General features: G+C 65.6%; 17 protein-coding genes and 1 riboswitch. Of the genes, 8 read left to right on the forward strand and 9 right to left on the reverse strand.

Annotation, left to right across the window (positions count from 1 at the left end):
• Window positions 1-154 precede the first annotated feature (154 nt).
• Window positions 155-1,474 (forward strand): ATP-binding protein, encoded by a 1,320-nt coding sequence (locus KY495_RS02030; RefSeq protein WP_219882116.1) that lies wholly within the window; start codon window positions 155-157, stop codon window positions 1,472-1,474.
• Window positions 1,475-1,507: 33 nt separating this feature from the next.
• Here the strand turns inward: KY495_RS02030 and KY495_RS02035 are convergent, their stop codons facing one another.
• From KY495_RS02035 to KY495_RS02050, 4 genes are all read right to left on the reverse strand, one after another.
• Window positions 1,508-1,822, reverse strand: coding sequence for a hypothetical protein (locus tag KY495_RS02035; RefSeq protein WP_219882117.1), 315 nt, complete (start codon window positions 1,820-1,822; stop codon window positions 1,508-1,510).
• Window positions 1,819-2,541 (reverse strand): thiol:disulfide interchange protein DsbA/DsbL, encoded by a 723-nt coding sequence (locus KY495_RS02040; RefSeq protein WP_219882118.1) that lies wholly within the window; start codon window positions 2,539-2,541, stop codon window positions 1,819-1,821. The genes KY495_RS02035 and KY495_RS02040 overlap by 4 nt, the downstream gene beginning before the upstream one ends.
• 154 nt (window positions 2,542-2,695) lie before the next feature.
• Window positions 2,696-3,580: a cobalamin-binding protein gene (locus tag KY495_RS02045; protein ID WP_219882119.1), complete on the reverse strand. Its 885-nt coding sequence runs from the start codon at window positions 3,578-3,580 to the stop codon at window positions 2,696-2,698.
• Complete coding sequence (locus KY495_RS02050; RefSeq protein ID WP_219882120.1) at window positions 3,577-5,511, reverse strand: TonB-dependent receptor; 1,935 nt, start codon at window positions 5,509-5,511, stop codon at window positions 3,577-3,579. The genes KY495_RS02045 and KY495_RS02050 overlap by 4 nt, the downstream gene beginning before the upstream one ends.
• A 76-nt stretch (window positions 5,512-5,587) precedes the next feature.
• Window positions 5,588-5,755: riboswitch (cobalamin riboswitch) on the reverse strand.
• A gap of 127 nt (window positions 5,756-5,882) precedes the next feature.
• Here KY495_RS02050 and KY495_RS02055 point away from each other — a divergent pair.
• Both KY495_RS02055 and KY495_RS02060 read left to right on the forward strand, forming a co-directional pair.
• Entirely contained in the window at window positions 5,883-8,102 is a 2,220-nt protein-coding gene (locus KY495_RS02055) for a M1 family metallopeptidase (RefSeq protein WP_219882121.1), read from the forward strand.
• Entirely contained in the window at window positions 8,099-8,980 is an 882-nt protein-coding gene (locus KY495_RS02060) for a hypothetical protein (protein WP_219882122.1), read from the forward strand. The genes KY495_RS02055 and KY495_RS02060 overlap by 4 nt, the downstream gene beginning before the upstream one ends.
• Window positions 8,981-9,021: 41 nt before the next feature.
• Here KY495_RS02060 and KY495_RS02065 read toward each other — a convergent pair whose 3' ends face one another.
• Window positions 9,022-10,113, reverse strand: coding sequence for a nitronate monooxygenase family protein (locus KY495_RS02065; RefSeq protein ID WP_219882123.1), 1,092 nt, complete (start codon window positions 10,111-10,113; stop codon window positions 9,022-9,024).
• Window positions 10,114-10,228: 115 nt separating this feature from the next.
• Here KY495_RS02065 and KY495_RS02070 point away from each other — a divergent pair, with 115 nt between their 5' ends.
• Window positions 10,229-11,149, forward strand: coding sequence for a LysR family transcriptional regulator (locus tag KY495_RS02070; RefSeq protein WP_219882124.1), 921 nt, complete (start codon window positions 10,229-10,231; stop codon window positions 11,147-11,149).
• A 7-nt stretch (window positions 11,150-11,156) separates the two neighbouring features.
• Here KY495_RS02070 and ylqF read toward each other — a convergent pair whose 3' ends face one another.
• From ylqF to KY495_RS02090, 4 genes are all read right to left on the reverse strand, one after another.
• Window positions 11,157-12,122, reverse strand: a complete 966-nt coding sequence (gene ylqF / locus KY495_RS02075) for a ribosome biogenesis GTPase YlqF (RefSeq protein ID WP_219882125.1) — start codon at window positions 12,120-12,122, stop codon at window positions 11,157-11,159.
• Between the two features lie 43 nt (window positions 12,123-12,165).
• Window positions 12,166-13,383: a choice-of-anchor X domain-containing protein gene (locus tag KY495_RS02080; RefSeq protein ID WP_219882126.1), complete on the reverse strand. Its 1,218-nt coding sequence runs from the start codon at window positions 13,381-13,383 to the stop codon at window positions 12,166-12,168.
• Entirely contained in the window at window positions 13,373-14,260 is an 888-nt protein-coding gene (locus KY495_RS02085; RefSeq protein WP_219882127.1) for a hypothetical protein, read from the reverse strand. Before KY495_RS02085 ends, KY495_RS02080 begins: the two co-directional genes overlap by 11 nt.
• Before the next feature lie 197 nt (window positions 14,261-14,457).
• Window positions 14,458-15,390 (reverse strand): histone deacetylase family protein, encoded by a 933-nt coding sequence (locus KY495_RS02090; protein ID WP_219882128.1) that lies wholly within the window; start codon window positions 15,388-15,390, stop codon window positions 14,458-14,460.
• 221 nt (window positions 15,391-15,611) lie between these two features.
• On the opposite strand from KY495_RS02090, the gene KY495_RS02095 reads away from it, so the two are divergent.
• The 4 genes from KY495_RS02095 to mltB are packed head-to-tail and all read left to right on the forward strand — an operon-like array spanning window position 15,612 to window position 20,755.
• Window positions 15,612-16,532 carry a MoxR family ATPase gene (locus tag KY495_RS02095; protein WP_219882129.1) on the forward strand — a complete coding sequence of 307 codons (921 nt, stop codon included), beginning with the start codon at window positions 15,612-15,614 and terminating at the stop codon, window positions 16,530-16,532.
• A gap of 7 nt (window positions 16,533-16,539) precedes the next feature.
• Window positions 16,540-17,565, forward strand: coding sequence for a DUF58 domain-containing protein (locus KY495_RS02100; protein ID WP_219882130.1), 1,026 nt, complete (start codon window positions 16,540-16,542; stop codon window positions 17,563-17,565).
• Complete coding sequence (locus KY495_RS02105) at window positions 17,562-19,604, forward strand: DUF3488 and transglutaminase-like domain-containing protein (RefSeq protein WP_219882131.1); 2,043 nt, start codon at window positions 17,562-17,564, stop codon at window positions 19,602-19,604. The genes KY495_RS02100 and KY495_RS02105 overlap by 4 nt, the downstream gene beginning before the upstream one ends.
• Window positions 19,601-20,755: a lytic murein transglycosylase B gene (mltB, locus tag KY495_RS02110; protein ID WP_219882132.1), complete on the forward strand. Its 1,155-nt coding sequence runs from the start codon at window positions 19,601-19,603 to the stop codon at window positions 20,753-20,755. The genes KY495_RS02105 and mltB overlap by 4 nt, the downstream gene beginning before the upstream one ends.
• The last annotated feature ends 221 nt before the right edge of the window (window positions 20,756-20,976 follow it).

Here is a 20,976-nt window from a genome sequence, read left to right on the forward strand (position 1 = left end):
TTACGGACAGGACCGTAATGATTCCACCTCGCAATGTCGGGTATTTGTCGCATATTTGTAATTACCCATTCTGCGTACGCCTCGCATACAATGCGACGAGGAGGAACCAGATGTTTTTGACAACTATGATGGGCGCGGCAACGGGAATGGGTGCATGAACCGTATTTTCTTCCGGTTTTTCGTGCTGGTCATGCTGTCAATCACGGTTGCCACCTTCGTCATCTATTTCGCCATGAGCCGCCTGTTTGGCGACCCGCTCGACGATATCGCCCGGCGCCAGGCCGCGGCCCAGATCTTCCTGATCGAACAGTATGTGGACCGCGCGCCCACCGACGAATGGCTGGTGCGCCTGAACAAGGTGCGCGAAGTATCCGACATCAATATCGATCTCATCCCCCTGGCCCAGGCACGCAAGGCCCTGCACCCGCAGTTGCACGAAGCCCTGGAGCGGGGCGACGTGGTGCTGGACGTGGCGCGCAAGGCCTTCTACCGGCGCGTGGACCTGTATGGCAATCACTATGTGGGCAGTGCCGACGACGTCATCTGGGCGCAGGACCTGCCCATCGATATCGGTCTGGCCCTGAAAATGGAAGCAGTACGCTATGTGATCGTGGCGCTGGCGCTGCTCATTCCCATCGCGCTGTGGTCGCGCACGCACTGGACCGGGCTGCAGCAGCTCTCGCGCGTGGCCGACGAAGTGGGCGCGGGACAGCTGTCGGCGCGCGCCCACATGCCGCCCAGCGCCAGCATTTATCCGCTGGCCGAACGCATCAATCACATGGCCGGGCGCATCGAAAGCCTGCTGGGCGCACAGCGCAACCTGATCCATTCGGTGTCGCACGAACTGCGCACCCCGATCGCACGCCTCGAATTCGCGCTTGAACTGCTGCGCTCGGCATCGGACGATCCCGCCCTCGAGCAGCGCATCGCGGCCATGGAAGGCGATGTGGCCGAGTTGAATGGCCTGGTCAACGAGCTGCTCAATATGATCAAGCTCGACAGCGGCACGGCACTGCAGCTGAGCACCGTGCCGCTGCGCGCGCTGCTGCAAGGCTGCGTGGACGCGCTGCCGCCTTCAGCGTGCGCCTTGCAGGTGGACCTGCAGGCGGCCGACGCCACGGTGCAGGCCGACCCGCGCCTGCTGGCGCGCGCGATCGGCAACCTGCTGCGCAATGCGCAAAAGTATTGCGAGGGGCAAATTGGCCTGTCGGCCCGCGCGGGCAGCACGGTGCAGATCATGGTGGACGACAATGGCCCCGGCATTCCGGCCGATCAGCACGCGCGCGTGTTCGAACCGTTTTACAGGCTCGACCGCAGCCGGGACCGCGCCACGGGCGGCTTCGGGCTGGGCTTGTCGATTGCGCACAAGGCAGTGGCCTTGCATGGGGGAACGATACGGATTGAAGCGTCCCCGCTGGGAGGCGCCCGTTTTGTGATCAGCCTGCCCGCGCGTGCGGACAGGCCGGCAAGCTGACCCGCTACAGCCCCGCTGGCGGCCGGCCTGAACTCAGCTGGCGCCACGCTTGAGGTGGGTCATGGCAAACCACAGGTGCTCCCACCAGTTCTCGCGCGAATTGACAGTCTGCATGCAGACCATGTCGATTTCGCCCTTGAACACGGGGTCGGCGCACTGCTTTTGCATCAGCGCATGGCGCTGGTTTTCAGCGTTGACAAGCGCGATGGCCAGCCACAGCACCAGACCGAACATGAGCACGGCAATGGTCCATGCCACATGGTTGACGTAGCTGGTTTCAAACAGATCTTCTTCGACGGGCATGGACCCGTCGTAGATTTTCAGTATCTCTTTCTCGGTATCGCTCATTTCGCTTTTGCATCAACTTTGGCGCCGGCCTTGGCTGGCGCTGCTGCATTGTTCAGATAACCTTTTTCCTTGGCCACGCGCATGGCCAGCGATTCGATGGTGGTCATCATGGCAGCCGCGATCTGGTTGTTGGGAATCTGCGGATTGGACTTTTGCACGGTATCGGCAGAGACCACGTAGCGGCCATCGACCACAAACATGGGCGTGCTGTTGATGTTGTAGCTGGCAGCGATCTGCGGCAGGCGGCGCAGCTTGGTGATCACGCCGAACGAATTCCACGCTTCCGTGAACTTGGCCTTGTCCAGACCGCTCTTGACTGCCCATTCCATGATGGCATCTTCCTTCATGAGGCGCTGACGCTCGATGTGGAAGGCGCGAAAGACACGGGGACCGTATTCTTCTGCCTTGCCCATCGCTTCGAGCGTGAGGTGCAGGCGCGCTTCAGGGTCCGTCGGGCCCTGGAACGGGAAAGGAATGCGCTTGAACGTCACGTTGTCGGCTGTCTTTTTGACCAGGGCGTGCACATAAGGTTCCATCATGTTGCAGCCCGGGCAGTGATAAGCAAAGAACTCGATGACTTCCACTTTCTTGCCCACCGGTACGGCCTGTGGCGTTGGCAGGGTCGTGTATTCCGCACCGTTCCTGGGATCGGTAGGGGAAGCCATGGCCGAGGTGGCGATGAGGGCGGCGGCAGCAATTGCGAAACGAATGGAGCGCATAAGTATCCTTCTTGGTAAATGAGGCGAACGACGCGAGATTAACACTTTTTCCGGTCAGCTCTTGGCTGGCGGACACAATTTTGCACTTAGTTACGATAGTTACGTGATTCCCAGTGCCGCTGCATTCGAGCGGCCTTGACTGTTTAACGCAGGGCTAGGGTCTTCGTTGACGCGCCAGTTCCAGTTTCTCGCACAGGGCGGCTACCCCCTGCACCATCCGCGGACCGGCGCGCGCCAGCAGTCCGCCTTTCAAGGTGAACAAGTTCTGGCGCTTGACCGCCAGCATGCCCTGGTAAGGACGCCAGATGTTCAGGCCGGCGTCCGATTCCTCGCCCCGGTCGCCGGCAAAGATGACTTCCGGGTCTTGCTCGATGACCGCTTCAATGCTGACCGCCGGCGCCGTCACCTGCAGGTGGCCGAACACATTGACGCCGCCGCACAGGCGCATGGCGTCGCTCACGATCTGGGTGCCATTGAGGGTGTAGAGAGGCTTGTCCCAGATCTGGTAGAACATGCGCACCGGCGGGCGCTTGGCGTAGCGCGCACTGAGCGCGGCCAGCTCGGCGCGAAATGCCGCGCTGGCTGCCTGCGCCTGCCGTTCGGTCCCCATCAGCTGTCCCAGCCGCGCCACCGTCTCGCCTATCTGCGCCATCTTGCGCGGGTCACTGAAAAACATGGGAATGCCAAGTGACTTGAGCTGTGCCAGCTGGCGCTCGGTGTTGCCGCCCTGCCAGACCACCAGCAGATCCGGCTTGAGGGCCAGCACCCGCTCCATATCGAGCTGGCTGCTGCTGCCCACCAGCGGAAGCGACCTGGCCTGCTCGGGATAATCGCTGTAGTTCATGACCCCGACCACGCGCGCGCCGCCGCCGGCGGCAAACAGCATTTCCGTCACATGCGGCGCCATGGAGATGACGCGCTGGGCCGGCCGCGCCAGCGTCACCCGCTTGCCGGTGTCGTCCACCACCGTCACGGCAGCATGGGCCGGCACCGGCGCCAGTACGGCGGCCACCAGCAGTGGCCAGAGATGCCGGCTCATTTGAAGTCGTACCGCGCCGACAGCCTGACCTGGCGCCCGTCGCCCGGATAGATGGCGCCGCGGCACAGGAAGGCCTGGCTGAAGTGCTGCCTGTCGGCCAGGTTGGTACCGGCCAGCGCGAACTCCCACTGCCCCACCGTCCTGGCGTAGCGCGCGTCAAGCGTCACGTAGGACGGGATGCGCGCGCCGCAGCTGTTGGTGAAGTCGCCGCCATAGCGCTGGCTGTCCACCCACTGCGCGCCGGCGTCGGCACTGTGGCCGTTACCAGGCGCCCACGACAGGCGCGCCGTGACGACGTTTTTCGGTACCAGCACCATCTCACGCCCGGCGTTGGCGCCCTCGATGAAGCGCGCCCGCACATGCTGCAGCTGCGTGGTCAGTGCCAGCGCCGGCGTGAGCAGCTTGCGCGCCTCCAGCTCCACCCCGCGCCGCTCGGTGGGTGCCAGGTTGGTATTGGCGCCAAAGTCGCCCAGGGTCGGATCGTAGAAGATTTCGTCAGTGAGGCGATGGCGGAAGAACCGCAGCGTGGCGCCAAGGGCGGGCGCGCCGAGCCGCGCTCCGGCTTCGAGGTCGCGCGACGTCTGGATGCGCAGCGCACCGGCCTGGCGAAAGCCGTTTTCGTCGGCCGTGGGCAGGCGGAAGCTGCGGCCCGTCTTGAGGTACAGGTTCACGCCTTGGACGGCATCGGCACTGCCCTGCACTTCCCACGCGTTCTGGTCCTGCCTGCCGTTGTCATCAAAGGGGGCGCTGCGCTCGACCAGCTCGCGCCGGGCGCCGATCGCCAGGCGCGCATTGCGTGGGCCGTCAAGGCGCGCTTCGTTGCGCAGGTACACGGCGCGCGACTTTTGCGCGTCGCGGGCGGAGTAGCCTGCAGCTGCGGCCAGGCGCGTCCAGCGCACCAGGTCAATGCCGGCCACCAGCTCATTGAGCACGCTGCCCGTTTGCGCCAGATGGCGCAGGCGCGGCGAAAACTGGGTCTGGCGCGTGTCGTAGGTGAGCCGGGAGGCGGAATCGCCAAAATAATAGGTGGAGCTGGTGGTCTTGTCGCGGCGCGACAGTTCAGCGGCCAGGTCGAGGGTGCCGAAGCGATGCTCCACAAAAGCGCTGATCCGGTCCGCGTCGAGCGAACCGGTATCACGCGGGGTGCTGTCATCACGCGGATTGGTCTCGAACTGGGCCAGCGACAGCGATCCTGCAAACTGCGCATCCTGGCGCGCGGAATCGACGCGCAGGCCGGTGCGGCCGGCCTTGTACTGCCACTGCGCGCCGCCGCTGAAAGTGCTCTGGTCAAATTCGTTGTGATCGCGGTAGTTGTCGGTCCTCTGGGCGCCCACGGCGGCGTCAAGCGCAAAGCTGTTCCACGCAGTTGACAGCGTGGCACGCGCATCGGCCAGGCCAAACTGGCCCGCCTCGGCGCGCAGGCTGGCGCGCGTGGTGTTTGCCGCCGGACGCCTGGTGACGATCTGGATCACGCCGCCGGTGGCACCGCCGCCAAAGAGCACGCTGGAGCCGCCGCGCACGATCTCGATGCGCTCCACCGTTTCGATCGGAATGGTCGACAGCACGGCGCCGCCCAGATCATTTTCCGACAGGCGCACGCCGTCAAGCATCACCACCAGGTTCTGGCTGCTGTTTTCGCCAAAGCCGCGCAGGTCGAGCGTGAAGTCGGATGAGCCGTCCAGGCTCTGGCGCCCGTACACGCCGCCGATCTTGCGGATCGCCTGGTTGACATCGGAGGCGCCGGCACGGCGGATGTCGTCCGCGGTGATCACGCTGGCGCTGATCGGCAGCAGCGAGGGATCGCTGGCAAAGCGCGCACCCAGCACGTCGATGCGCGGCAGGGTTTGCAGGGAAGGCTGGGCCAGGGCGAAGGCAGGGGAGAAGGCAAACGCACACGCGATGGCGCGGCGCAGAACGACGGAAGAATGCATGCTGTCTTTTCGAGTGTAAGTACCGGGCCGGCGTCCCCGCAAGCCCGGTGCAACGGAAGGCGGCGTTCGTGCGAACGGCCGCTTCCACCTGTCTGGCCGGTATCCGGGCTGGCAAGCAAGGCGGCATGGCCGCTGCCTGTTGACCGTTGCGGGGGCAGCACACCTATGTGTTTCCCGGCTCGTCTTTCAACGGCGCCTGGGCGTAAACAACCCGCCGGCCGGCGCCAGAACGCGGACATTATAAACGGACCGGTACCGCCTTCCTGCCCCTCTGGCGCCCGGAATATGCATTCCGTCGCATTTATTAGCTATTTGAAACCCTTGTGGATATAGTACGCATCACAAAAACAGCGATATCGAGGGAGTCCCGTATGGCAGCAAACAGATTGAGGTCCGCGCTCAGCATTTTCGCGCTCACCGCCCTGGTGGCGGCGAGCGCCTACCACGAACAGATCATGGCGCAGGTCAGCGCCGTCACCATCAACAAGATCGAGCAGCCGTTCACCGAAGGCGATATCGCCCTGGCCGATCCGCACGCCGGCGCCGTGACCGTGCCGAGTGCACCCGACGCCTGGGGCGGTCCGCGCACTGGCAACGAGGCAACGCTCTCGGACCGCGTGGTCAACTACGAAATCGACGCCACGCTCGATCCGGTCAGGCACACGGTGGAAGGCAAGCAGAAGCTCACCTGGCGTAACCGCAGCAACGTCGAGGTGCGCAGCGTCTACCTGCACCTGTACATGAACGCATTCGAGAGCAGCAACAGCACCTTCTTTACCGAGGCACGCCACAACCAGATGGGCTTTCGCAGCGATGTCGGCACCAAGGAAGGCGAATGGGGCCACATCGAACTGCGCAAGGTGTCGCAGGGCGGCGCCAAAGTGAGCTGGTCGTTCGTCCATCCCGACAATGGTCCGGAAACCGACCACACCGTGGTGCGCTTCGACCTGCCCGTGCCGGTGGCCGCGGGCGCCTCGACCGTCCTCGATATCGACTTCCTGACGCAGCTGCCGCGCGTGGTCGCCCGTACCGGCTACTTCGGCAGCTTCCACCTGGTGGCGCAGTGGTTCCCCAAGATCGGCGTGCTGGAACTGCCTGGCGAACGCGGTGCCACGGCGCCGCGCTGGAACGTGCATGAACACCACCAGCAGTCCGAGTTCTACGCCGACTTCGGCAACTACGACATCAGGATCACCGCGCCCAAAGACTATACCGTGGGCGCCACCGGCGAACTGCAGGGCGCACCGGTGGAAAAGGATGGCAAGCTGACCCACCACTACGTGCAGGGCGACGTTCACGACTTCGCCTGGACTGCGGACAATCGCACGGCCAAGCCGATCAAGGACACCTGGAGCGGCCCTGGCAGCGCGCAGGTCGCCATCACGGTGCTGTACCCGCCCGAGATGAAGGCCAGCGCCGACACCGCGCTGGTGGCGGCCAAGGATTCGCTGGCCTACTTTTCCCGCACCCTCGGCCCTTATCCGTACAAGACGCTGACCATCGTGGTCCCGCCGCACAATGCGGCCGAAGCGGGCGGCATGGAATACCCGACCTTTTTCACGGTGGAGGGCAATACCCATACCGACGAAGGCACGCTGGATAAATACATGACCGAATTTGTGACCATCCACGAATTTGGCCACGGCTACTTCTACGGCATCCTGGCCTCGAACGAGCAGGAAGAGCCGATGCTCGACGAAGGCTTGAACGAATACTGGAACCACCGCATGCTGCGCGAGCGCAAGCAGGACATCCACGTGAGCACGCGCTTCATGAAGGCGATCGGCATCACGCCGACCGTCAAGGGGTTCGACCTGGAGCGCACCGCCTCGCCGCGCGAGGAGCCGGCCGATCCGCTGGGACAAAATGCCTATGACCGGCTGCAGGGCGTCGGTCCCGTGTACGTGCGCACCGCCACCATGATGCGCGACCTGGAAGAGCGCGTGGGCAAGGAGAACATGGAACGCGCCTTCAAGGAATACTACAGGCGCTGGAAGTTCCGCCACCCCAGCACCGCCGATCTGCGCGAAACGCTGGCCGAGGTGACCGGACAGCGCGAAGCCGTCGAGCAGGTCTTCGCCCAGCAGGTGTACGCGACCGGCAAGGTCGATGACCGCGTCGACAGATTTTCCAGCGAAGAAGTGCTGCCCCAGGTGGGCACGGAACAGGTGCAGGGCAAGTGGGTGGAATTGAACAAGGAGGCCGTCGAGAAGCGCATTGACGCTGAGCGCAAGGCATGGGAAAAGGCCAATCCAAAGGCGAAGGAAGGCACGGGCCCCTTCCCGTTTCGCACCAGTGTCACGCTGCGCCGGCGCGGCGTGCCGGTGCCGCAGACGATCCTGGTCAAGTTCGCCGACGGCACCAGCGAGACCGTCAAATGGGACAACCAGGAGCGGTGGGCGCGCTTTAGCTGGGTGCGTCCGGCCAAGGCGGTGTCAGTGGAACTGGACCCGCAGCGCATGCACTACCTCGATGTCAGCAAGCTCGATGACAGCCGCACACTCAAGGCAAACAGCGATGCGTCGCGCCGCTGGACGGGCGACCTGTCCGCCTTTGTCAGCATTCTTCTCTCCCTGATTGCGAACGTATGATGAACCAGACCAGTACCTTTACCTTTGCCGCCGTTCCGCGCGCGGCCCGTGCCGCCCTTCAGTGGCGCCTGTTGCTGCTGTGGGTGCTGCTCATGCTCATACCGACGGCGATCCTGGCCATGCCGCTGTGGACCGTGATGTCCACGGGCCTGGATCACTCGGTCCACGCCGCCGCCTTTGCCAGGCAGCTCGACATGACAGTGTTTGCCGACCTGATGGCCATGCACGGCAAGCATGCCGAAGCCTTCAACCTGGCCACGATGCTCGCGCTGGCCACTACCTTGCTGCTCTCGCCCCTGCTCACCGGGATGGCCGCCACCGCGTCGCGCGCGCCGGCTACGCCAGGCATGCGCGACCTGATCGCCGGTGGCCTGCGCGAATACCCGCGCATGCTGCGCATGCTGGTATGGTCGGTGGTGCCGCTGGGCCTGGCCGTCGCCATCGGCGGGGCCGCCATGGACGCGGCCGGGGAGCAACTGGACAAGGCGATCGTCGCCTCCGACGTGGACCTGATCAATTACGCGGCCATCGCCGTGGCGGTGCTGCTGTTTGCATTCGCTCATGCGACCCTGGACGCCGGGCGCGCTGCACTGACGATCGAGCGCCGCCGCACCTCCGCCGTCAAGGCCTGGTGGTCGGGGCTGAAGATGGTCGTGCGCCGCCCCGTGGCAAGCCTGGGCGTGTACTTTGCGATCAGCATCGTGGGCCTGGCCATCGCAGCGGCACTGACCGTGGCGCGCATCAACGTGGCAGGCTGGAACCTGGGCCTGTTCATCGCGGCGCTCTTGCTGGTGCAGCTGACGGTCGCGGTCCTGGCGTGGATGCGCAGCGCGCGCCTGTTTGCCATGGTGGAGCTGGCACGGTCCCAGAAAGTATAGCCGGCGGCGGCGTGGCCGGCGCTCGCCCTTGCCGGCTCCGTTCAAGCCACCCCGCGCCTGGTCTGGAAGATTGCATTTGTCTCCTCCACCAGCGCGGCCATCAGGGCGCGGGCATCCTGGTGCCGGATCAGCGGCGCTGCCTGCCCGCACCACAGCGACATCAAATCCGGCCGCTCCTGGGCAGCTGCCGCTTTCTTCATGAGAGCACCGAACCAGTTTTGCACCGGATAAGGCGGTATCTGCGCGGCGTGCGGCTGCAGCTCGGTCATCAGCCGATTGCGAATGCCGCGCGCCAGCCGTCCGCTGAACACGCGCGTGAGCGCCGTATGGCGTGCCTGATCACTGAACAGCATCTTCCGGTGAACGTCGCCGGCATTCGATTCGCGGCAAGCGAGGAAGGCCGTTCCGATCTGTACCGCCTGGGCACCGAGCGTGAGTGCCGCGGCGACCCCGCGCGCGTCGCCAATGCCGCCGGCGGCTATCACCGGAATGCGCACCGCATCGACCACCTGCGGCACCAGCGCGAAGGTACCGCACAGGCTTTCCTCGGCCGCGCGCAGGAACGACACGCGGTGCCCGCCGGCCTCGAATCCCGTGGCCACCACCATGTCCACGCCGGCCCGCTCGAGCGCGAGCGCTTCCTCCACCGTGGTTGCCGTGCCGAGGGTGACGATGCCAAGCGCGCGGCAGCGCTCCAGCACTGCCTGCGAGGCAATGCCGAAGACGAAACTGAAGACCGCGGGCCGCGCCTGCAGCACCGCTTCAATCTGCTCACTGTAGGGCGGTGCAAAGCGCGGCGGGCGCCGTGGTGCGGGCAGCCCCAGCTCGCCGAAGTACGGCGCCAGCAAGGCGGCATTGCGGGCAAACGCGGCATCATCGATCTGCGGCTGGTCAGCGTCGTCCAGCGGGATCCAGAGGTTCAGCGCAAACGGCGCGTCGGTGCGCTCGCGCAGGCGCCTGGCCACTTCGCCGATGCCCGCGGCGTCCAGGTGATGCACGCCGAAAGAGCCGAGACCACCACCGTCGCACACGGCTGCGGCCAGCTCCACCGATGACATCCCGCCTCCGAATGGGCCCTGGACAACCGGTACGGCCAGCTTGAGACGGCGCGTGACTTCAGAATTTTTCCACATACTCATCCTCTGACATAGTGCTATCGAAAACAGGGATAGTCTATTGATGTCTTCTGGCGTGAAAAAGACCATTCCCCGCATTTGATTTGATACGCCATGTAATAGAATGCAGAGCATGAGACGCCACTTTGAAGACATCCTCGTCGGCAGCATCGAATTGTTCTGTGCCGCCGCCGAGCATGGCAGCTTTACCGCGGCCGCCCAGGCGGTGGGCGTGACCCCGGCTGCGGTGAGCCGCTCGGTGTCGCGCCTGGAGGCGCGCCTGGGCGTGCGCCTGTTTGTGCGTACCACGCGCCGGGTCAGCCTGAGCGAAGCGGGACGCCGCTATTTTGACCAGTGCCGCCAGGCGCTGGCCCAGTTGATCGACGCCGAACGCGCGCTGACCGGGCACCAGGGCAAGCCATCCGGCGTGCTGCGCCTGAGCGTGCCGACGACCTATGGTCACCACCGCGTGCTCCCACTGCTGCCGCAGTTTCGCGCGCTGTATCCGGACGTGCGCTTTGATGTCCACGTCAGCAACCGCAATATCGATTTTGTCGGCGAAGGCTATGACCTGGCCATTCGCGCGCGCGCGCCCGCCGATTCCGGCTTCGTCGCCCGCAAGCTGGAAGACGCGGAACTGGTGGTGGTGGCCGCGCCTGCCTATCTGGCACGCGCCGGCATGCCCGCCATGCCGGCAGCGCTGGCCCAGCACGACTGCATCGGTTTTGTCTTGCCCAGCAGCGGTCGCCCGGTCCCCTGGCTGTTTCGCGACCAGGGCAAGGTGACGGAGGTGGCAGCCGGCGGCAGCTACTGCGTGTACGAGGATGTCCTGGCCGGGGTGACGCTGGCGCGCAGCGGCGCCGGCCTGTTCCAGGCCTACCGTTTCACGATTGAGGAAGATCTGCGCCAGGGAAGTCTGGTGGAAGTCTTGGCCGCCCATGGCGGCTGTTCGCGCCCGTTTTCGGTGCTGTATCCACATGGGCGCCACCTGTCGCTGAAGGTGCGCGCCTTTGTGGAATTTCTGCTTGACGCCCGCGCCGGCCAGCGGCGCTAGGACCGGTTCAGGCGTCGTCCGAAGCCGGCGCGCCGCGCTTGCCGCGCGACTTTTCGGCGGCCTTCTCGGCCGCGATGGCCGCCGCCCTGGCCGCCTTGGCCGCCACCTCGGCTTCATGCTGCGCCAGGCGCGCGGCGCGCGTCTCGGGCGTTTCCAGGCTGATGCGGCCCAGCGTCCCGGTACGGTAATCCTGCAGGAAGATGTGCGACGCCTTTTCAAAATCGAGCTCGCCCCCCTTCTGGCGGTAACCGCGGCGCGCGGCCACGCCTTCGATCACGGCAATGCCGTCCATGCCTTCGGTCTTGAAGCCATAGCGCGCCGTCAGCAGCGCCGGGTAGCGCGCCAGCAGTTCTTCGGCCAAAAACACGGCCACTTCTTCCTCGATCAGCGCGTTGGAGCCGATCGCGTGGCTCGCTGCCAGCATCAGGCCATCGCTGGCCATGGCGATCTTGGGCCACAGCATGCCGGGCGTATCGACCAGGATGATGTTCTTGCCCAGGTAAAGCTTTTGCTGCATCTTGGTCACGGCCGGCTCGTCGCCCACCTTGGCCACCTTCTTCTTGAGCAGCGCATTCATGAGGGTTGACTTGCCCACGTTGGGAATACCCATGATCATGATGCGCAGCGGCTTGGTGGGCACGCCCCGGTGCGGCGCCAGCGACTGGCACAGGTCCGGGATCTTCGCCACGTCGCCCGGCTTCTTGGTGGTCATGGGGTAGGCCGTCACGCCTTCCTGCGCGTTGTACCAGGCCGCCCAGGCGGCGGTGGCGGCAGGATCGGCCAGGTCAACCTTGTTGAGGATCTTGAGGCAGGGCCGCTGGCGAAACAGGCGCAGCTCTTCCACCATGGGATTGCAGCTGGCCTCGGGCAGGCGCGCATCGAGGACCTCGATCACGAGATCCGTGTTTTCCATCTGTTCCGCCGCCTTCTTGCGCGCGGCGTTCATATGGCCCGGGTACCATTGTATCGACATGCAGTGCTTTCAAAATTCGCTCGTAAGCCGCTATTTTACGCGGCTACGGCATGCATGCGCTTTTTGGCGGCGGCACCTGCGGGTCGAACTTGACCAGGGCCGCGCGCGCCAGCTTCACGTCCCTGGAAAACTCGGCCAGGTGACGCTCCCGTTCCTCGCTCTGCCATTCGGCGTCGGAAAAGCCCTTGACCGGATAGGGCTTGCTGACCATGACCGTGCCTTCCAGGCGCGGCATGAGGGCGCGGTCTGGATCCACATTCTCCTTGAGCAGGTAGCCTTCAATGTCGCGCAGCTTGAGCGGCAGCGCCGGGCCGGCATCGCGCAGCAGCTTGCCGAATACGGTCAGCTTGACTTCCGCCGGGCCGCTCGGCAGCAGGTCGTTGAAGGTGGCCATGGCAAACGGCTTGCCGCTGGCGTCATCGACCCGGCCGCTGACCACGTAGCGCCCGGCCTGGCGCACATTGGCCTTGAGGTAGAACACCAGCGAGCCCTCTTCCACCGCTTCCCGTACCTGGCCGGTCCAGGTGGCCGGCAACTCGGGCGAGTAGATGACGTCGAACAGCACGAAACCGCGCTTGCCGTTGACGCTGTATTGCACTTCGGTGCGGATGGTGCCGGCAAAACCGGCCAGGCCGGTCTGCGCCGGTGAGAGTACGCCCGCGTACGCCCCGTCACCGGGGACCGCATCGGCGCCGCTGCCGTCATCGGCAAAGGGCAGCGAGATCTGGGCGGTGGCGCGCGTCCCCTGGTAAGTCATGCCCTGGGCCAGGGCGCGCGTGATCACCAGCGGTAGCACCGTACCCTGCTTGTCGACGGCGCGCACGGAAAAAGCGGCGCTCTCGCCGGCGGCCATGAAGACGCGCGACTGCGAGGTCTGCACCAGTACCGAGGCATCACTGCCACTGCCGCTGGTGCGCATGGGATGCGCTTCGGTCACCGGTGCATTGGGGTAGACCTGGTCCGGATGCTGCGAAATGGGCTGGGACACCGGAGGATACCGGGTGCCGGTGGCGTAGTGGCAGTAGGTCTGGTCCACCAGGGCGAAGTGTTCGCGCAGTTCGCGCTGGCGCGCGGCGCGGGCGCCGGCGTCGGGCGCTGCGAGCGCGGGTCCCTCGCCCAGAAAGGGCAGCCCCGGCCCCGGTGGCGCGGGCGCGGCCGCGCTGGCCGCCACCGCACCGTCCTCGCCGTTGGCCAGCCAGGCCACCGAGGCGGCACACAGCACCCCGGCGGCCACGCCCAGCCACCCTCCTTTAGAGGGCACTGTTCACCATCGCGTTGCGCACCACGCCCACGATGCCGCCCCAGTTACCGTTGGCGTAATGGTTGTACGCTTCGGCGTCATCGCGGAACACCACCGAGTGATTGCTCCACTTGGCGCGCCCGCCTTCGGCTGCGGCAGTGCCGAGCGTGAGGTCATTGCAGAACCAGTCCGAGGGGTTGCAGAAGCCGGCGCCGGCGCTGCCCGACATGCCGCCCGTGCTGTGGTAGGCGACCACTTCATCATCCTGGCCGGGAAGGATGCCGGAATAGGCCGTGCCCTTGGCGCCGGCGTACATGTAGAACATGACGTTGCGGGTGATATTGTGGTCGTACATGGCGCGCGCCGTGGCCGTTTTCAGGTCTTGCACGAGCGGCTCGCTGGTGGTCCAGGAGCCGGCATCGGACAGTTCCGAGCCGCCGGCAGCGCCCGAAGCCGCGCGCACCCACTTGATGTTCCACCCGGTCTGGGTGCTGCCATCGGTATTGCCGCATACGCCGCCGCTGCCGGCCACGGCATTTTTCTTGAGCCTGGCCGAGCCGCCGAAATTGGCCAGCGTGTAGCCCATCATCAGGTCGCCCGCGCTGTGGGTGGCCACGTAGCACCAGTTGGTGCCGGTGCAAAAGCAGTCCAGCGCATCGCGGATCTTGCCGCTTTGCGAGGCGATGCTGCTGCGCCCGTCCCAGTTGACCGACTTCTTGTTCACGCCCGCCGCCGTCGTGCCCGGCCCCCAGTAGGTAAAGCTGTTGTAATTGCCCACCACCCCTCCGCCGGTACGGCCGTTAATCCACAGGCTGTAGTTCGCGGCGCTCGCCACTGTGGTGATGGCTGACAGGGAAACCAGGGACAGCGAAATGCACAAACGCATGAATCTACTCATTTAATCCTCCTAGTGGGTACTGCGGCGGGGAAAGAAATAGTACGACCGTGCTGACGGTTGGCATTGAATTTATGCCTGCCTTAAGGGGGAGTCAATCGTGCAATTAGGAAAATTAGAGTTTGTCTACTAATTGAGACAATTGGTGAGAATCGTTTGCCAACTTGATGCAAATAAGGTAACGGAACAATTCCTGCCGCTTAGCCGATATCGGCCAGGGCCTTGAGGTGGGCCACCGTGCTGCGCCCCAGCGCCGACAGGTTGTAGCCGCCTTCCAGGCAGCTGACGATGCGGCCCTGGGCATACAGGCGGGCGATGGCCATGACTTCGCGCGTGATCCAGGCATAGTCGTCCTCGACCAGCTTCATGCCGCCCAGATCGTCTTCGGCGTGGGCATCGAAGCCTGCCGAGATGAACACCATCTCGGGCTGGAAGCGATGCAACGCCGGCAACCAGTGCTCGGTGATGAGCTCGCGCACCAGTTCGCCGCGGCTGCCGGCCGGCACCGGCACGTTGACGCAGGTAGGCGACTCCGGCTCCGGATCGGTGTAAGGGTAAAAAGGATGCTGGTAAAAACTGGCCATGAGCACGCGCGGATCGCCGGCAAACGATTCGGCCGTGCCGTTGCCGTGGTGGACGTCGAAATCGATGATGGCCACCCGCTGCAGGCCGTGCGAATCGAGGGCGTGGCGCGCGGCAATGGCAACGTTGTTGAACAGGCAGAAGCCCATGGGCTGCGAGGGGCGCGCATGGTGGCCGGGCGGGCGCACGGCGCAGAAGGCGTTGGCGATGCTGCCGGCAATGACGGCATCGGTGGCGGCCAGGGCCGCGCCGGCGGCGCGCAAGGCCGCGCGGTAGCTGTGCGTACACAGAATGGTGTCGGCATCGAGCGGGTAATACTCGCCCTCATGGTGCGGCGTATTGTCGCGCACCAAGGCCAGCGCGGCCTCGCTGTGATTGCGCAAGATGGCGGGCAGCTCGGCGACCGGGGCTTCGCGCCGCTCGAGCAGGCCGTCCAGCCGCGCCAGGATGAGCTGGTCTTCGATGGCTTGCAGGCGGGCCGGGGATTCCGGGTGCCACTCGCCCATGTCGTGGCGGCTGCACTCGGGATGGCTGAAAATTGCTGTACTCATGCTGTCAATCTCTGTCGCGCCGAATCAATGTTGCACCGGATGAGAACGTTCTCGAATAGAATCGTTGAACGTGTCGTGATGACGGAAGTGGTGTGCCGCTGGCGCTAATCTACCATGTCTGATCGCTAACTGGATCGCTGTGCGCCCTTATGGTGCGTGGTGTATTGACTGCCACGCACCATAAGGGCGCGCGGCCGGGACCCAAGGATGAAGATCAAGTCATGTTCAAAAAACTGCATGCAGTAGCCCACCAGGTCAGCCAGGTCATCGTCGGCAAGGACTTGCAGGTGCGCCAGGCCCTCACCTGCCTGCTGGCCGGCGGGCACCTGCTGGTGGAAGACGTTCCCGGCGTCGGCAAGACCACGCTGGCGCACGCCCTGTCGATTTCGCTGGGCCTGAAATTTAACCGCGTGCAGTTCACGAGCGACCTGCTGCCGGCGGACGTGGCCGGCATTTCCGTGTACGAGCGCGAAAAGAATGGCTTCGTGTTCCACCCCGGCCCCATCTTTACGCAAGTGCTGCTGGCCGACGAAATCAACCGCGCCACGCCCAAGACCCAGTCCGGCCTGCTCGAAGCGATGGAAGAGCGCCAGGTCAGCGCCGATGGCGTCACCCGCCCCCTGCCCGAACCGTTCTTCGTGATCGCCACCCAGAATCCGCTGCACCAGGTAGGCACCTTTGCCCTGCCCGAGTCGCAGCTCGACCGCTTCCTCATGTGCCTGTCGCTGGGCTACCCCGATGCCGCCGCCGAACGCGCGCTGCTGATGGGCGACGACCGGCGCAGCATGCTCAAGTCGCTGCCGGCCGCCATGCAGCCGGCCGAACTGGCGGCGGCGCAAAAGGCGCTGCGCGACATCCACGCGTCGGGCTCGCTGATCGACTACGTGCAGGCACTGGCCCAGGCCTCGCGCCACAACGGCCTGTTTGCCGAAGGCTTGTCGCCGCGCGCCGCCATCGCCCTGCTGCAGGCGGCGCGCGCCTGGGCCGCGCTGGAAGGGCGCAACCACGTGGTGCCGGAAGACGTGCAGGCGGTGCTGGTGCCGGTGTGCGCGCACCGCCTGCGTCCCCTCAAGTCAGCCAACGGCACGGCCCTGGCCAGCCGCGACCTGGTGCTGCAGCTGCAAAAATCGGTGCCGGTCTAGGACCCGCATGGCAAGCGCCCGCCTCTCCACCCTGACCCAGGCCAGCTCGCAGCTGCTGCGGCGCCAGGCCGAGCGCTGGCTGTTCCGGCTCAAGGAGACCGAACCTGGCGAAGTATTCCTGACCCGGCGCCGCGTGTTCATCCTGCCCACCGGTGCAGGCGTGGGCTTCGGCGCCCTGGTGCTGGTGCTGCTGGTGGCGTCGACCAACTACAACCTGGGCCTGGGCTTTGCACTGACCTTCGCCCTGGCTGCATGCGCGGTAGTCGACATGTATTACACCTACCGCAACCTGGTGCACCTGCACCTGCGTCCCGGGCGCGCCCATCCCCTGTTCGCAGGCGAAGATGCGCAGTTCGAGCTGACCATCATCAACCGCAGCGCCAGCGCACGCTACGCCTTGTGGGCCGATTTTGCCAGCGTGGACACGGCGCGCTACGTCACCGACGTGATGGCCGGCTCCGACGCCGCCCTGCTGCTGTCGGCGCCCAGCAGTGAGCGCGGCTGGCTGGCCGCGCCACGCGTCAAGCTGTCCACCCGCTTTCCCCTGGGGCTGTTCGTGGCCTGGAGCTACTGGCAGCCCGACGCCAGGGCGCTGGTATATCCGTTCCCCGAGCCCAGTGCGCCGCCGCTGCCCATGGGCGGCACGGCCAGCGAGGATGGCCATGGCACGGCCGGCCAGGACGACTTTGGCGGCATCCGCAGCTACCAGCCCGGTGACCCGCTGCGCCACATGGCATGGCGCCAGATCGCGCGCCTCGACCCGGCCCTGGGCGGGCAGCTGGTGACCAAGCATTTTGAAGGCGGCAATGTGGCCGAACTGGTACTCGACTTTGCCGCGCTGCCGCCCACGCTGGACCTGGAATTGCGCCTCTCGCGCATGACGCGCTGGGTGCTCGACGCCGAGCAGCGCGCCCTGCCCTACGGCTTTCACATTGGCGCGGCCCGCTTTGCGCCATCGGTGGGCGCGGCGCACCAGGCGGCGTGCCTGCGCGCCCTGGCGCTGTACCAGGACAGCGGCGCGGTGCGGCCATGAAGCGCAGCGCTGACCAGCAAGCCCCGCACCCGGCCGCTGCGCTGCCGCAGGGGCGCCTGGCGCGCCTGCAGCTGACGCTCTCGCGCGACAAGTCCGACACCTTGCTGCTGCTGGCGGCCACCGTGCTGGTCCTGGCACCACACGCGCTGCATTTGCCGCTGTGGGTGACGCTGCTGTGCGCCACCACGCTGGCCTGGCGCGCGCTGATCACCTTCCGCGGCACGCGCATGCCCCCCACCCTGCTGCTGCTGCCGCTGGCCATTGCCGCCATGGGCGGCATCCTGCTCACCTTCAAGACCCTGCTCGGGCGCGAAGCGGGGGTGGCCATGGTGGTGCTGCTGGTGACCTTCAAGCTGCTGGAAATGCACGCGCGGCGCGACCTGTTCGTGGTCATCTACCTGTGCTTTTTTGTGCTGCTGACGAACTTCTTCTACTCGCAAAGCATCGGCATGGGCGCCATGATGTGCGCCGCCGTGGTGGCCTTGCTCACGGCCCAGCTGTCCTTCCAGTACAGCGGCGCCGTGCCGCCGCTGCTGCGGCGCCTGGGCCTGGCCGCGCGCACGCTGGCACTGGCCGCGCCGCTGGCGGTGGCGCTGTTCCTGCTCTTTCCGCGCGTGCAAGGCCCCCTGTGGGGCATGCCGGGCGATGCCGGGGCTGGCCGCACGGGACTGTCCAACAGCATGGCGCCGGGGAATATCGCCAGCCTGGCCGAGTCGAGCGAGATTGCCTTTCGCGTCAAGTTCCAGGGTCAGCGTCCGGCCCAGTCGCAGCTGTACTGGCGCGGCGTGGTGCTGTCCGAATTTGACGGGCGCACCTGGACCCAGCCGCCGCGGCGCGACTGGCGCGCCACGGCCGATACGCTGGTCACGCATGGCCAGCCGGTCAACTACCAGGTGACGCTGGAGCCGCACCGCGAACAATGGCTGTTCGCATTGGATATGCCAACGGCGCGGCCGCGCATGCCCAACATGGGCAGCTGGATGACCGGCAGCATGGAACTGCGCGCGGGCATCGGCATTGAACGGCGCGTTCGCTACGATGCGCAATCGCACCCGTCATATACCCTCGATGGCGGCGCCACCCTGCCCCGGCGCGAGCGCTGGCTGGCGTTACCGGGGGGCTTCAATCCCGTGGCCACCAGCGCCGGGCTGCAGCTGCGCAGCGAACCTGACCCGGCAAAACGGGTGAACGCGGTGCTGGCCATGTTCCGGCGCGATGGCTTTTCCTACACCATGCAGCCGCCCCTGCTTGCTGCCAACACGGTGGACGACTTCCTGTACCGCACCAAGGCCGGTTTTTGTGAACACTATGCGAGCGCCTTCGTGTTCCTGATGCGGGCGGCCGGCGTGCCGGCGCGCGTGGTCACCGGCTACCAGGGCGGCGAACACAATCCGGTCGACGACTTTGTGACGGTGCGCCAGTCCGATGCCCACGCCTGGGCCGAAGTGTGGCTGGGCCAGCGCGGCTGGGTGCGGGTGGACCCGACCGCGGCCATCGCGCCCGAGCGCATCGAGCGCAATTTGCAGCAGGCCTTGCCGGACCAGTATGACCTGCCCGGCATGGAAGGCATGATCAGCCTGGGCGAACGCAATCCATGGCTGGCCCGGCTGCGTTTCCAGCTCAGCGCATTTTCCAACGGCTGGGATCAATGGGTACTCAGTTACGACCAGCAGCGCCGCAGCAGTGTGCTCGAAGGCGTCAAGGATGCCCTGGGCAACTGGCGCACCGCGGGCGCCATTGCCGCCCTGTGCCTGCTGCTGGCAGCGGCAGGCGCGCTGCAGCGGCGGCGGCGCCAGGACCCGGTGGAAGCCCTGTACGGCGCCCTGGGGACCATCCTGGGGCGCCACGGGATGACGCGCGGGCCTGGCGAAGGGCCCAATGCCTGGGCTGCGCGCGTGGCCGGCTCGACCCTCGCAGCTTCGAAAAAGGAGGCCGCGCTGCGCTTCCTGCAGCTGTACAGCGCACACAAGTACGGTCCGGACGCCAGCGCGCCGGGACTGGTATCGACCCTCAAGAAGCTGCTCAACGGTACACGATGAAATATCTGCTCCCATTCCTGCTGTCCCTGGCCTTGGCGGTGCCTGCTGCGGCGCCTGCCGCACAAGTGAAGAAGCCGCGCGCGGCCAGCGTCAAGGCCGCGAAGGCCAAGCCAGCCAAGCCTGCCAGGACGGCGCGACGGGCCAAGGCCGCGAAGAAAAAGCCGGCGCCGCGCAAGGTCGACTACCAGGGCGAACAGGTCAATTTCGCCGAATGGAAGGCAGTGAGCGATTTTGCCGATGAGGTATCACTGCGCCACGGCTTTCCGCGGGACGAACTGACGGCCCTGATCCGCCAGATCAAGTATGTCGACTCGGCGGTGCAACTGGTCAAGCCGGGGCCGCCGGGCAAGCCCAAGAACATGAATGCCGTGCGCGCCCTTAACATTGAGCCGATCCGGATCCGGGCCGGGGTCAGGTTCTGGAACGACCATGCCGCCCTGCTGGCACGGGCCGAGCGGGAATACGGGGTGCCGGCCGAGATCATTGTCGGCATCATTGGCATCGAGACCGTGTACGGGCGCGACACGGGACGGTTCCGGGTGCTCGACGTGCTGACCACCCTCGCCTTTGCCTATCCGGCTGCGCCCAACCAGGCCAGCCGCATGGCGTTTTTCAGGGGCGAACTGGAAAATGCACTGGTGCTGGCACGCCAGAACGGGGTCGATCCCCTGTCCCTGCTCGGCTCCTTTGCCGGCGCGATCGGCATGCCCCAGTTCATGCCCGGCAGCGTGCTGGCCTACGGTGTCGATTATGACCAGGATGGCGCGGTGGACCTGCGCGGGTCAACCGCCGATGTGGTGGGCAGCGTGGCCAATTTTCTGGTGAAGCACGGCTGGCAAAGGACCCACAGTGGCGCGCTGGTGATCGCGGCCAACGTGTCCGCCGGCCGGGCCTGGTCGCGCTTTCTCGACCAGGGCCTGGAAGCGACATTCAAGCTCGACGAACTGCTGGCAGCCGGCATTGCCCCCGCGAGCCGCCCTCCCGCCGACCGGCTGTACGGCCTGGTGGACCTGCAAAATGGGGCCGAAGCGACCGAATACTGGCTGGCATCGGATAATTTTTTTGCTATTACCAAATACAATCGCAGTTACTACTACGCAATCTCCGTGATCGAACTGGGGCGCGCCGTTCAGCGCAGGCGGTCGCGTTAGGTCTTATACTAAGGGAAACTTTGTAAGCAAATGTAACGAAAGTACGCAGGTGACGCTGCGCCGCGCCGTGCTCGGCGACACATACTACCCGGGTGTATGGGACCCCGCTTTCCCTTGTGCCCGGGAAATATGGCCCTGCGCGATATACTCTGCAATAAATTGCTGCGGAGCTAGTAGTGAAAGGTATTGTGCGTCCAGTACACGAGAATTACCCTACACTT

It is taken from the genome of Massilia sp. PAMC28688 (assembly GCF_019443445.1).
GTDB lineage: Bacteria > Pseudomonadota > Gammaproteobacteria > Burkholderiales > Burkholderiaceae_D > Telluria_A.